General features: G+C 70.3%; 10 protein-coding genes and 1 pseudogene. 4 read left to right on the top strand and 7 right to left on the bottom strand.

Going from position 1 to position 12440, the window contains the following annotated elements; translation table 11 throughout:
• A pseudogene (locus D7W81_RS33975) lies at positions 1–649 on the bottom strand (apolipoprotein acyltransferase); the annotation flags it as partial.
• Positions 646–1224, bottom strand: coding sequence for a PadR family transcriptional regulator (locus D7W81_RS33980; RefSeq protein ID WP_120559554.1), 579 nt, complete (start codon positions 1222–1224; stop codon positions 646–648). The gene D7W81_RS33980 and the pseudogene D7W81_RS33975, both read right to left, overlap by 4 nt.
• Before the next feature lie 131 nt (positions 1225–1355).
• Between D7W81_RS33980 and D7W81_RS44460 the strand changes: the two genes are divergently transcribed.
• Positions 1356–1724: a trypsin-like serine protease gene (locus D7W81_RS44460; RefSeq protein ID WP_120559561.1), complete on the top strand. Its 369-nt coding sequence runs from the start codon at positions 1356–1358 to the stop codon at positions 1722–1724.
• Here D7W81_RS44460 and D7W81_RS33990 read toward each other — a convergent pair.
• The gene (locus tag D7W81_RS33990) at positions 1624–3408 is read right to left on the bottom strand and encodes a hypothetical protein (protein ID WP_120559555.1); all 1785 of its coding nucleotides are present in this window, start codon (positions 3406–3408) and stop codon (positions 1624–1626) included. The two genes, D7W81_RS44460 and D7W81_RS33990, sit on opposite strands and share 101 nt — an antisense overlap.
• Positions 3409–4214: 806 nt before the next feature.
• Here D7W81_RS33990 and D7W81_RS33995 point away from each other — a divergent pair.
• Both D7W81_RS33995 and D7W81_RS34000 read left to right on the top strand, forming a co-directional pair.
• The gene (locus tag D7W81_RS33995; protein WP_120559556.1) at positions 4215–5018 is read left to right on the top strand and encodes a hypothetical protein; all 804 of its coding nucleotides are present in this window, start codon (positions 4215–4217) and stop codon (positions 5016–5018) included.
• 690 nt (positions 5019–5708) lie between these two features.
• Positions 5709–6278 (top strand): hypothetical protein, encoded by a 570-nt coding sequence (locus tag D7W81_RS34000; protein ID WP_244227607.1) that lies wholly within the window; start codon positions 5709–5711, stop codon positions 6276–6278.
• A 165-nt stretch (positions 6279–6443) separates the two neighbouring features.
• Here the strand turns inward: D7W81_RS34000 and D7W81_RS34005 are convergent, their stop codons facing one another.
• Positions 6444–6674: a hypothetical protein gene (locus D7W81_RS34005; RefSeq protein ID WP_120559557.1), complete on the bottom strand. Its 231-nt coding sequence runs from the start codon at positions 6672–6674 to the stop codon at positions 6444–6446.
• A gap of 86 nt (positions 6675–6760) precedes the next feature.
• Positions 6761–7471 carry a DUF2306 domain-containing protein gene (locus D7W81_RS34010; protein WP_120559558.1) on the bottom strand — a complete coding sequence of 237 codons (711 nt, stop codon included), beginning with the start codon at positions 7469–7471 and terminating at the stop codon, positions 6761–6763.
• Positions 7472–7542: 71 nt separating this feature from the next.
• Between D7W81_RS34010 and D7W81_RS34015 the strand changes: the two genes are divergently transcribed.
• Positions 7543–8430 (top strand): LysR family transcriptional regulator, encoded by an 888-nt coding sequence (locus D7W81_RS34015; protein ID WP_120559562.1) that lies wholly within the window; start codon positions 7543–7545, stop codon positions 8428–8430.
• A 234-nt stretch (positions 8431–8664) separates the two neighbouring features.
• Here D7W81_RS34015 and D7W81_RS34020 read toward each other — a convergent pair whose 3' ends face one another.
• Positions 8665–11874, bottom strand: coding sequence for a Kelch repeat-containing protein (locus D7W81_RS34020; RefSeq protein ID WP_120559559.1), 3210 nt, complete (start codon positions 11872–11874; stop codon positions 8665–8667).
• A 166-nt stretch (positions 11875–12040) separates the two neighbouring features.
• The coding region (locus tag D7W81_RS34025) for a response regulator (RefSeq protein WP_147445719.1) at positions 12041–12440 on the bottom strand (400 nt) is incomplete at its 5' end.

Raw genomic sequence — 12440 nt, forward strand, 5'->3', positions numbered from 1 at the left:
CCCTCCCCGCCCCCGCGAGCCGCAGCGCGCCGAAGCCGAGGATGGCCACCAGCACCGCCGCGAACACCGCCACTCCGGGCAGCACGCGGCGCCCCATCTCCCGGTGCTCGAACGCCCAGTTGGCCACGGTGGCGAACCACACCAGGACGAACGTCAGGCCCCACAACCCCGTCACCGACACCCACTGCACCAACACCGGCACCCGGGCCTGCGTGTAGGCCAGCACGCCCCAGGTGCCGAACGGGTTGCCCTGGCTGCTGAAGAACTCCACCGCCGTCGTCGCCGCCGGCAGGAAGAGCGTCCCCGCGAAGGAGCCCCGCGGCCCCACGACGAGCCGGTCCGCCAGGTACAGCCCCGCGACGACCACCGCGCCTCCCAGGGCCATGCCGAAGGCGCTCGCCGCGGAGCCCGGGAACACCCCCAGGTTCGCCACGCCCGCGGCAACGGTGTTGGCCACCAGGAGCCCCACGAAGCCCACCGCGGGACGCTGCCGCCGGGAGAAGACGAGGAACAGGGCGCCCATCAGCCAGCCGGGCAGCACCGCCCACTCCGTGTTCAGCAACAGCACCAGCCCGGCCCCCGCGCCCAGGGCGAGCCACGGCATGAGCGTGGGCAGACGCCGAGCTCCTTCATCCGGATGACCGCTCATCGCGATCCCCGCTTCTTCGTCGAACCCGTCAGCCGCTGAAGCGCTTCGTGCGCCTCGTCACACCAGCGCAGGTGCGCCTCCAACCCGAGCAGTCCCGCGCGGATGGACAGATGCTGGTAGGCAAGCTCCGGGTCGTTTCTCCGGGACTGGCGCACGTCCTCGTCAATGAGGCGCAGCGTCGCCAGCAGTCCCTCCGCCTCGGCGCGGCTGCGCTCCACATGGGCCAGGGAGTCCTCGGATCCCACCTGGGCCCCGAAGAAGAGCTTGAGCAACAGCTCGTTGCGCTCGACGTGCGGGAGCGTCGGCCGCCGCAGCCATTCCGCGAGCGCCGCCCGCCCCGCCGTCGTCACCCGGTACACCTTCCGGACCCGTCCGCCCTGTGAGGGCTCCTCCGGATCGAGCTCGACGAGGCGCTCCTCCGCCATCCGATCCAGCGTCGGGTACAGGTTGCCGTAGCTCTCCTGCCAGAAGTGCCCCACCGAGCGCTCGATGGCACTTCGCAGGCCGTATCCATTCATCGGCTCCCGGCACAGCATCCCCAGGATGGCGAACCGACAGGTGCTCTCCCTCGCCATGACTGCCTCCTTCATCCGTATATATCAGCCTGATATATCAGCCTGATATATCTGGCCGCCAGCCCCGCGAAGCGCGTCCGCGGGGGTGAGGCGGCGAGGGCTCCATCAGGCGGCAGCGCCCCTCGCTGGGAATGGCGGACGGGTGCCCTGAACCGGTCAGCGCTCCGACCGCCGTGGCGGAGGCTGCTCAGCCTCTCTTGGGGGCCACGCCCGCCGCAGCCGGTGAGTTCCCCTGGATGGTGTCCCTCCAGGACCTGGCCGGGAACCACCTGTGTGGCGGCACCATCATCAACACCCACTGGGTCCTCACCTCACGTCAGTGCGTGCTGGGGACCAGCACGTTGATGAAGATGAGCGTGCCGCTGATGTCCAACGCGGATCCCCACCTGCCGACTCCGGTCAGCGCATGTCCTCCGGCCACTTGCGCTCCACGCCGGTGGGGTTCTGCTGGTACAGCTCCGCGAGCCGGGCCTTCACCTCCTCCACGGTGCCGACGATGACGTAGGTCTGCGTCTTGATGTCCTCCGGCACGCCCCCCGACATGCCGAAGGTGACGCCAAGCTTGGAGCAGTTCTGCTTGGGGTCCTTGAGGTCGAACTGGTGCAGGCGGTACTGGAGATCCGGAAGCGTCTCGTCTGGCGACCAGATGGCCATGGCGTGCTTGCCGTCCTCCGTGGCGACGATGAGCGGCACGTTGCCCGCCTCGTCCGCGAAGCCACCCGGCTTCGGGTCCTCCGAGTGGACCCGCGGGTACTCGCGCGTCTCGCCTGTCGCCGGGTCGAAGCGGTAGTGCTTCTCGAATTCGCCGTTGACGTAGGTGGTGGGAGCCTCGACGTAGGCCTTGTCGTGGGGGGCGGCCAGGTGGATGTGGCTGTCGTACCGGATGACGTTGTCGTGACCGCCCACGCCGACGGTGATGTCCTTCGTGATGAGGTCCTCGGAAACCTTGGTCGTGTTGACGGCTTTACCAACGCTGTTGTACGGGCCCGCCTCCTCTCCCGGCTCCAGCCAGTAGGCGGGATGCACCGTGCTGCTCATGCGGCCGGGCTGCGCGCCGTAGCCCACCACCTGGGACGTGGAAGTGGAGGTCTCGCCGTTCCGGTGGCTCCCGGCCTCGGTGGGCATCAGGGCCTCGTCGTAGCCGTCCAGCGAGAAGGCCACCTGCATCTGCCGGCCATGGTCCTGGTTGTTGATGTACTCCTTGCCGTCGTAGACGAGGCTGGTGACCGCGCCGCCGTGGCTCGCGGAGGTGCCCATCTGCACCGTCGCGTTGCCGAAGGAGGTGTCCCCGTCCTTCGGGCCCGTGGTGCCGTAGGGGCCCGTGGGCTGCTGGACGCCTCCTGGCCCCTGCGTGGCCGCCGCGGTCATGTCCCCGCCGGGCCACGCGGTGCCCAGGCGCTGTCCCTCCTTGGAGAAGGCCTGCACCTTGCCGCCAAGGTCGACGAGGTAGCCGTTCTGGAACTCCTGGAAGGGCACCGCGTCGGACTTGCCGGCGTCGCGCCGGGCGGCGCGGAACTCCTCCACCATCGGGTCATCGAGGAAGGGCGCGCCGGTCTTCTCGGCGCTCACGAGGCCGGAGTTGGGGTAGCCCAAGAGGGAGTTGGTGCCCTGCCGGCCGTGGGTGAAGGTGTTGTCCGAGTAGGCCTTGCAGATGTCGCCATGCACCTCGAAAGACACCCACTGGTTGCGGTCGGAGGGGTTGAGCGCCTGGCCCGGCGGCGGACGGCAGAAGGTGTAGAGCTGCATCTGCCGCTCGCCGGTGGCGGGGAAGTCCTGGAAGAAGGCAGGGACGTTCTCGTTGCCGGGCACGGTGGAGCGGCCCGCCGGGTAGATGGGCGAGCGGGAGCCATGCATCGTCTGGTCGGCGGCGGCGTCAGGCAGGGTGGTGCCGCGCTTGCGGTTGAGCTCGGCCTCGGCATTGCCTTTGAATTGTTCGCACCAGGCCTGCCAGTCTTCGACGGACGGGTTGGACACGTCCGGAGGAGGCGTGGGCTCGGACAGGGCGCTGTGGGACGAGGACGCCGGGGGACGGGACTGCGGCTCGAAGCTGCTGCGGGAGAACAGCTCGCGGAGCGTGCGCTCGGCGGTGGAGTCCTGGGGCGTCGTAGCCCGCGAGTCCTTGTCCGAGACCGAAAATGCCCGGACACCATTCTGACCAGATGAGAAACGAGAAACGCTGTCCATGAGGGCCCCCCCGAGGCGTGCCGCGATATCCGCCACTCTCCCTACGATTATTGGGGGGATCCATTGCCGGGTTGCTGAATCGGCCGGGCCCCTTGCTTCGGGAGACCGTGTCCTGTGCCTGTCCCGCTCATCCTGGTGTCGGGACCGGGCGCGGCGGCGCGCAACAGCATCGGGCTGGTGCTGGTGACGGGCATGGCGCTGGGCACGCACGAAAGCTCCAGCAGGCGCCTGACGCCGCTGCGTGGACGAGGGCTGGAGCAGCGTTGTCGGCCGAGCCGCCTGGAGGCACATGCCCCAGGCGGTTCTTCTTTTGAGCGGCAGGACAGCGCGCCACGGGCCCCGGGGAGGCTCAAAGCAGTGCTGTCCTCAGGGGCCTCCATCAGTTCATCACGAACTCAATGGGATGGTGGTCGCTCACCAGTCGCATCGTTTCCAGGTCCAGCCGCCTTGCCGACCGTGGTGCCGGTGTCGTCCCCGATGAGCCAGGTGAACCGAGGGTCCTGCCGCAGGGGATTCGTCGCCCAGGCTTTCTTGGGAAGATAGCCGCAGCCTGCGCTCCAGTTCCCCATGAGCACGCCGTTGACGACGCCCCAGCGCACAGCGTGCGTGATGACTGGACACATCAGCCTGTGACGGCAGTCACCAGGTCCTGCCTGGGGGAACGGAGGCTGCGCCACACGCGGCCTCAATGGAACCAATGGGTTGGGCGCCCAATGGGGCTCCGGAGGGCCTGGCACGCCCGCTGCTATGGGTGGACTCAACGCAGAACGCGGTCCCCACCCTCTTCTTCCGAAACGAGCTCCCCCATGAAGCTCTCCTCCGCTCGCGGTCCCTCCACCAGCGCCATCCGCCGTCCCCCCGCGCAGGACCTCCCGTCTTCCAAGCCGAGCTCCCCCAACGTCCCCCAGAAGCCGGACGCCAAGCCCTCCTCTCCCAACGCTCCGAACGCGCTCCAGAAGCCGGACGCCAAGCCCTCCTCGCCCAACGCTCCGAACGCGCCCCAGAAGCCGGACGCCAAGCCCTCCTTGCCCGACGCTCCGAACGCGCCCCAGAAGCCGGACTCCCGCTTCTCCAAGTCCTCGCTGCTCGACGCCACTACCCAGCTGCCGGACCTCGCCTCGCCCTTCCTGTCCAGCGGCGCCCAGATGTCGGACGCCATGCTCTCCGCGCCCTCCATGCTTGGCGGCGCCCAGATGCCGGACGCCATGCTCTCCGCGCCCTCGATGCCTGGCGGCGCCCAGCTGCCGGACGCCACGCTCTCCGCGCCCTCGCTGTCCGGCGGCGCCCTGCGCCCTGACTCCGCGCTCTCTTCGCCCCTGATGCAGTCGCTCCAGACGGACGGCTTCTCTCCGGCCGGCGCCAGCAAGACCGAGGGCATCAGCAAGCTGCTGGGGGACGTCGCCTCGGTGCTCAGCGGCATCACCGAGCTGGTGCAGGCCGTCACCCAGGGCGTGCAGGCCGCCAGCCAGGGCGTGCAGGGTGTGGCCCAGGGCGTGACGGGCGTCGTCGGCGCCGTTGGCTCCGTGGGCAGCTCGCTGTTGGGCGGCGCGCTCGGCCAGGGCAGCGCGGATCCGACGGCCGGCATGAGCCAGGCCCCGACCCTCGAGTAACCCGACGGCGCCTCGCGCCCGATGAAACAAAGAGCCCCTTCCCGGCACGGACCGGAAAGGGGCTTTGTCACTGCGGAGACCACCGCTGGGTTACTTCGCGTCGACGGTGGACTCGCTCACGCGGCTCATTTCGAGTGCTGCTGCAAAGTCGTAGGAAGCGTATCGAGCCATGCGTGCGTTCAGCCGCGGTTCGAAGCCGGGGGATGGTATTCCTGAAGGGCGCATGCTCTCGCGACTCCAGCCGCTCTATCTCCTTCTCGTCGTGGAGCCGTCTGTCTGCCGAGAGCGCGAACGCGAAGTCGAGGCGTGGGAGAGGCGCACCGGTCGTCGCGTTCCCGAAGTGGTGCGCGAGTTCTTCACGACGAACGCCACGATTCCGATGGCGGGGCAGGCCATGGAACCGTCAAAGGGGCCGCGCGTGTCTCAATGGGCCCATGCCGGAGGTCCATCCTGCTGCCCTTCCTCTTTTTAAGCCTGCTCGCTGCGACGCCCGTACCGGTGGTGGAGATAGAGGTATTCGTGCCGTTGTGCGACAACGCCTTGATTGCATGCGGGCGCGGCCCCGCGGGCGATCCCCGCTCCCTGGAGGCAAATCTCTACTGGGGCGCGGCCTACGGGGCGGAGCGCTTCCTCTCGCGGGCTTCCGGGTTCCGGGTTCGGAGCCGCCATGATGGCCCGGCGGACTCAGCGGTGCTGCGCGAGCTCGTCATCGATCGGGCTGCCGCCCACGAGGAGCGGCCTGTCCGGCTCCTGCTCCATGCCTATGCGGGAGACCGGATTGACAGCGCACTGGAGGACTTCCTGCGCGCCGCCGCGGGTGCGAGCCAGGCCGACCTCGTGGTCTGGGCCGGACATGACCGACTCATGGACCGCGCCCCACCCGGGATTCAGCCCCTCCCAGGTGCGACGCCCAGGCCCGTTGTTGTCCTGGCCTGCATGAGCGAGCAGTTCTTCGGGCCGGTGCTGGAATCACTGGGAGCTCGGCCGGTCGTGCTCACCCGAACCCTGATGGCGCCCGAGGCCTACCTTCTCGAAGCGTTGGCCTCCGCCACTGCGCGGCATGGCCTGACGGAGCCAGCAGCCCTGCGCACCGCGCTCGTCGACGCCTATGCCCGCTACCAGCGAATCACTCGCCGTTCGGCCAGTTCGGTCTTCTCCAGGGTGCCCACGGCTCAAGCGCTGCCCCGCGATGCAGCAACGCCCGCGGCGCCGGCCACGGCCCCTCGAAGCGCGTCTGCTCCCTCGCCGGCTGGGCGGTAGTCCCAGCAATCCATCGAGGCGCACAGCCGCCTGTCAAAGGCGGCTTGTCTATCCGCCCCAGGCCGCGCCGTGGGGTGCCGTGCGCTGGTGGTGACAGACACACCCGTTTCAGCTCACTCCAAGTCCCGGGCGAGCACGTGCTCGTGGGCGTGGACGCCCCGGCGCTCACTTCCCGCAGACGCGGTTTGCATCGGCCACGCAGCCGTTGGTGTTCTGGCAGCTCGTGCAGGGCAATTTCGTGCTGTTGTGTTTGTAGTAGCAGCCGACGGGCTCGGAGCGGGCATCACGCACTTCGCAGAACACGATGGTGCCGGTGGAGCAGAGCGGCTCTCCGACCGGCTCGCCGCAGCAGCCCTCGCCGTCGAAGTGAGGCCGCAACTCCGTGGTGCACTCCATCCCGGTCGGCCCCTCCCCTCCTCCGAGGTCCGTGCCGGCACAAGCGGTGAGGGTCAGTGCGAGGAGCCATCGCCACGGCCTGGAGGTCACGCGTCGTTCCTGTCTTGAGAGGCGAGAGCGCCGCTTCGAGTGTATCGAGGAGATGAAGCCGACCATAGGCGGAATGCGGGCCCTGTGGGTTGGCGACGAATGATCCGTTCGGCCACGGCGACGTTGATGACCCAGCCTGCGCCCAACAGCAGCGCCCTGGCGAGCTCACCCGGCGGTCCGACGAGGAGGAACCAGGGCACGGAGACCAGCACCTGCGTCCCCGCGCCCAGACCGACAGCGTAACCTCGAATCATCCAGGCCCGGTGGCCAACCAGGTCCCGCCGCGGGAGCGCGGCCAGCCCCAGGACGAGGGACAGGACCATCGCCGAGCCGAACAGGAGCCGCAGGCCGTCGAGGAGCGCACCGTCGCCTTCGGCGCGCGGATAGAACAGCGTCATCCACAAGCCCGAGAGCCCGGCCACGAGGCCGCACGCGACCAGCAGCCGCCCGGCGACGCGGTGCCAGCCGGGCCGCCGACGGCGAAAGTCCGGGGCGAATTGGAAGGCACCCAGGACGCAGTACACGCTGGCGCAGAGGACGTGCAGCGCCACCGGCAGGGGCGATGCGAAGAACCGCGCGTTGCTCGGCGTGAGCTCGGCGCCGTTCGCCAGCTCCGTCAGACGGCCGGCGCCGGCGAGGATGGGCACGAGCGAGAGCGCGACCAGCGCGGCGGACACGAGCCGCTCGGCCTTGGGGGTGGAGGTCATGGTCGAACAGATAGCCCTCCGCGACGACCGACGGAATTGACTGAGTTCCTTCACCTGATATGCGCAAATGCATGGATTGGCGGACGGCCAGATTCGATTGGAATCGAGCGCGGGCCTTTCTGGTCACCGCGGAAGAGGGCTCGCTCACGGCGGCGGCGCGCGCGCTCGGCATGGCGCAGCCGACACTCGGGCGTCAGGTGAGCGCGCTCGAGGACGAGCTGGGCGTGGTGCTGTTCGAGCGCGTGGGACGGGGCCTCACGCTGACGCCGAGCGGGCGCGAGCTGCTCGACCACGTTCGGGCCATGGGCGACGCCGCGGGGCGCGTCTCGCTCGCGGCCGGCGGACAGTCGCAGAGCATCACCGGGCTGGTCCGCATCACGGCCAACGAGATCTACTCGGCCTTCCTGCTGCCGCCCATCGTGGAGAAGCTTCGGCGCGAGGCGCCGGGCATCGAAATCGAGCTCGTCGCAACCAACACCGCGGTCGATCTGCGCCGGCGGGAAGCGGATATCGCGATCCGGAACTTCCGCCCCACCCAGCCCGACCTCATCGCCACCAAGGTCCGGGACGATCCGATGCGCCTGTATGCCGCGACCCGCTACCTCGCGAGCATCGGCAACCCACGGACGCCGAAGGCCCTGAGCCGCGCCGACTTCATCGGGCTTGGCGGGACGGACGCCATGCTCCACGGGCTGAACGGGCTGGGCTTGAGCCTGACGCAACGGAACTTCCCGGTGCTGACGGGGAACCACCTCGTGCACTGGGAGATGGTCAAGCGGGGCCTCGGCGTGGGCGTCGCTCCGGAGCGCGTGGGAGACGCCGAGCCGCGGGTCCGGCGGGCCCTCCCCAGCCTCGCCCCGTGGGTCCTTCCCCTCTGGCTGACGACCCACCGAGAGCTGAACACCAGCAAGCGCATCCGGCGGGTGTTCGATCTGCTCGCGACTGAACTCGGGAGGTGAGTGACGGCGGCGCGTCTGTCCGGCGCAGCAGTCCTGCCCCATCGCATCAGCCGTCCGGGCTGCTCGCAGCCACGAGGCGAGGGCCGCGCAACCCGGGCCCCCAGGACCCGGCCGGGTTGGGCATGGGGGCCACTGCGGCCTGGCGCTCAACACCCCGCCATCCGCGCAAGCCCCCCGCGCCGGGTCCAGTCCCCAGCTCGGTAGCGGGCCCGATAGCCCTGCACGGCCCGCGGGTCAGTACAGCTCGGCGCTCGCGAGGTACGGGAGGGTCGTGCCGTTCTCTCCGCCCACCACGAGCACCCGGCCGTCGGGGAGCCGTGTCGCGGTGTGCGCCCGGCGAGCCTGGATGAGCGTGCTGGTGTTCGACCACGCGCCGGAGGCATACACCTCCACGCTGCCGAGGATGGCGGTGGTGCCCGTCCCGCCCGCCACGAGCACCCGGCCATCCTGCAGCGACGTCGCCGTGAAGCGCGAGCGGGCTTGAATGAGCCCTCCCTTGGCGGTCACGTTGGGGCTCTTGAAGAACGGATCGACCAGCTCGGTCGTGGCGAGCGAAGCGCTGGTGCCCGTCCCACCCGTCACAAGCAGCTTGCTGTCAGTCAGCACCGTCGCGGTGTGCCAGGCACGGGCCTGGGCGAGGGTCAGCCCGCTCACCGCGCTCCAGGTGCCGGCCGTCGGATTGTATTGCACGGCCGTGGCGAGGGCCGAGGTGATGGCGGTGGTGCTCTGGCCGCCCACCACGAGGACCTGCCCCGGCGTCATCTGGAACTGCGCGGGCAGCAACGTCGCCGTGTGGTTGAAGCGGACCGCTGGCAGCGAGCCCGTGGCGGTCCAGAGGCCCGTCGCCGGATCATACAGCTGGGCCGTGGCGAGGGCCGCCGTGCCAAAGCCTCCCACCACGAGCACCTTGCCGCCAGGCAGCAGCGTCGCGGAGTGGGAGTAGCGGGCCTGGGTCAGCGAGCCCGTGGAGGTCCAGAGGCCCGTCGCCGGATCATACAGCTGCGCCGTGGCGAGGGCCGCCGTGCCAAAGCCTCCCACCACGAGCACCTGACCGTTGCTCAGCAACGTCGCGGTGTGGAAGTACCGGGCCCCGGTTAGCGCGCCCGTGGGGGCCCAGGTGCCGGTGGCCGGGTCATACAGCTCCGCGCTCGCCAGCGCGCCGGCGGCCCCCTGCCCTCCCACCACGAGCACACGGCCGTCAGGCAGCAGCGTCGCCGTGTGGTAGCGGCGGGCCTGCGCGAGCGGCCCGGTCCCCTTCCAGGTCTCGACGGCCGGGTCATGCAGCTCGAAGCCGCGCAGGACGCCGCTGGGGCCAAGCCCCGCCATGACGAGCACCTTCCCGTCGGGTAGCGCGGTCGCGGTGTGCCACGCGCGGCTCGTCGTGAGCGGCGCGGAGGTGTGCCAGGCGCCAAGCACCGGCTCGAAGAGTTCCGTGCTGGAGAGAAAGCCTGTGGCGACCTTGCCGCCCGTCATCAGCACCTGGCCATCCGGAAGCAGCGTCGCGGTGTGGCTGGAGCGCCCCACCGCCATCGAGCCCGCCGCGGTCCAAACGCCGGTGGCCGGGTCATACAGTTGGGCCGTGGCCAGGGCCGCGGTGGCGCCATCTCCGCCGGCCACCAGCACCTTGCCGCTGTCCAGCAGCGTCGCCGTGTGAGCGGAGCGCGCCGTCAGTGCCCCCGTCGCGCTCCAGACGCCGGTGGCCGGATCATAGAGCTGAGCGGTGGCCAGGGCCGCGGTGGCGCTCCTGCCGCCCGCGACGAGCACCTTGCCGCCAGGCAGCAGCGTCGCGGTGTGGAGCGAACGCGCCGCAGCCAGGGAGCCCGTCGTCGTCCAGGCGCCAGTGGCCGGGTCGAACACCTCGCTGGTCGCGAGAGGGGCGCTGGCCCCCAGACCGCCGGTGACGAGAACCCTGCCATCGGACAGGAGCGTCGCCGCGTGGAGGCGGCGGGCCTGCGCGAGCGAGCCCGTCGTCGTCCAGGTGCCGGTGGCCGGATCCAGCAGCTCGCAGGTGACGAGCGCGCCGCTGGCGTCCCTTCCGCCGGTGACGAGCACCCTGCCATCCGTCAGCCGCGTGGCCGTATGGCTGTCGCGGGCCTGGGCCAGCGGGCCGGTGACGGACACGGTTCCCGTGGCGGGGTCCGCGAGCTCGGCACTGGTGAGGAGACCGTTGGCGCCCAGCCCGCCCACGACGAGCACCCGGCCGTCGTCCAGCGTCGTCGCGGTGTGGAGCTGGCGGGCCTCGGCCAGGGTCGGAGGCTGCGCCCACGCGCCCGTGGTCGGGTCGAACACCTCGGAGGTCGCCAGCGCGGTGCCGGTGCCGCCCACCACGAGCACCCGGCCATCGAGCAGCGCCGTCGCCGTGTGGCTGGAGCGGGACTGCGTCAGGCGGCCCACCGAGGAGGAGCCGGTCGCGGGGTCATACACCTGGACGCTCCTGCTTGCGCCTACGAGGAGCACCCTGCCCTGAGTCAGCAGGGTCGCGGAGTGGAAGGAAAGCCCCTCCGACATCGCGGCCGTGGCGGCCCAGGTGCCCGTGGCCGGGTTGTACGCCACGGCCGTGGCGAGGCTCCCGGTCGTGTTGCTTCCGCCGGTCACGAGCACCCGGCCATCCGGCAGCAGCGTCTGTCCGGCATAAGCGCGGTACGCGGGGAGCGCGCCCGTCGTCGTCCAGGTACCGGTGGCCGGATTGTAGAGAAGGCACGAGGAGTAGTAGGCGCCGGCCGCGGCACGTCCGCCCACGAGAAGCGCCTTGCCATTGAGCAGCGCCGTCACCTGGTGCATGTAGCGGATGTTCGGCAGTGAGCCGGTGGCCGCCCAGGTGCCGGTGGCCGGATCATAAAGCTCCGCGCTGGCGAGGATGTTGGACCCCGTGACGCCGACGCCAAGGCCCCCTGCCACCAGCACCTTGCCGGTGTTCAGCAGCGTCACCGAGTGGAAGTAGCGAGCCACCGAGAGCGCGCCCGTGGAGGACCACGTTCCCGTGGCCGGGTCATACAGCTCCGCGCTGGCGAGGGCGCCGACCTCACCGCCCCCCCGTCCTCCCGTCACGAGCACCCGGCCGTCGGGAAGCAGCGTCGCCGCGTGGTTGAAGCGGCCTTGAGCCAGCGAGCCGGTGACAGACCACGTGCCGGTGGCCGGATTGAACAGCTCCGCGCTGGCGAGGGCATTGCTGTTGGAGACAAGTCCTCCCACCACGAGCACCCGGCCGTCAGGCAGCAACGTCGCCGTGTGATTGTCTCGCACCGAGGACAGGGTCGCCGTGGAGGTGAGCGCCGCCGCTGCGCCCTGCCCCCACGTCCCCTCCTGCGCCAGGTCGGGCCCGCAGGCGGTGAGCGCGAGCATGAGCGCCACGGCGAGCGGGGTGAGGGACTTCGCGCGGGGAGACTGGCATCGCCGCTCGGAGCTGGCTCGCGAGAGAGCTTCGGATGATTCGACGTGGGGCATGGAGGGCTGACGCTTTCGGGCGTGGGAAGGCTTCGGGGCTGCGACAACCAGGGTCGGCGCCAGCGTGAGGAGCACGGCCGCACTCTAGGTCATCCGGGTGATTCCTGGAGTGAGCCTCTGAAGCTGCGACGCGCGCAGGCGTCGCCTCCCGGCCGCGGACGCCAGTTCATGCGCGCGGAAGCAGGGAAACCAGCAGCGCGTCGAGTGCCTCGCGCTTGAAGGGCTTGGTGATGAGGGGGCGGGTCGTCTGCTCCACGAACTCCCGGGAGCTGGGCGTGTAGGCGCCTCCCGTCATGAAGATGATGCGCTGGGCCTGCTCGGGCAGCTCCTCGCGCAGCGCCTCGTGGAACTGCCGCCCCGTCACCTCCGCCATCATCAGGTCGCAGAGGATGGCGTCGTAGCGCCGCCCCTCGCGGATCCACTCCAGGGCCTCCTTCGCGCGGGGGGTGAAGTCCGCTTCGTGGACGTCCATCAGCAGCAGGCGGAGGGTCACCCCGAACGACCGCTCGTCATCCACGATGAGGATCCTTCCGCGCCGGGGTGTCAGGGCGGGGGCGCGTGGGGCG

Origin of the sequence: Corallococcus aberystwythensis (assembly GCF_003612165.1) — a bacterium.
In the GTDB taxonomy this organism is placed as follows: Bacteria; Myxococcota; Myxococcia; order Myxococcales; family Myxococcaceae; genus Corallococcus; species Corallococcus aberystwythensis.

Bases quoted from the DNA above. Each gene is read 5' to 3' on its own strand.
- D7W81_RS33980 (WP_120559554.1), bottom strand. From the start codon at position 1,224: ATGGCGAGGGAGAGCACCTGTCGGTTCGCCATCCTGGGGATGCTGTGC.
- D7W81_RS44460 (WP_120559561.1), top strand. From the start codon at position 1,356: ATGGCGGACGGGTGCCCTGAACCGGTCAGCGCTCCGACCGCCGTGGCG.
- D7W81_RS33990 (WP_120559555.1), bottom strand. From the start codon at position 3,408: ATGGACAGCGTTTCTCGTTTCTCATCTGGTCAGAATGGTGTCCGGGCA.
- D7W81_RS33995 (WP_120559556.1), top strand. From the start codon at position 4,215: ATGAAGCTCTCCTCCGCTCGCGGTCCCTCCACCAGCGCCATCCGCCGT.
- D7W81_RS34005 (WP_120559557.1), bottom strand. From the start codon at position 6,674: ATGGAGTGCACCACGGAGTTGCGGCCTCACTTCGACGGCGAGGGCTGC.
- D7W81_RS34010 (WP_120559558.1), bottom strand. From the start codon at position 7,471: ATGACCTCCACCCCCAAGGCCGAGCGGCTCGTGTCCGCCGCGCTGGTC.
- D7W81_RS34015 (WP_120559562.1), top strand. From the start codon at position 7,543: ATGGATTGGCGGACGGCCAGATTCGATTGGAATCGAGCGCGGGCCTTT.
- D7W81_RS34020 (WP_120559559.1), bottom strand. From the start codon at position 11,874: ATGCCCCACGTCGAATCATCCGAAGCTCTCTCGCGAGCCAGCTCCGAG.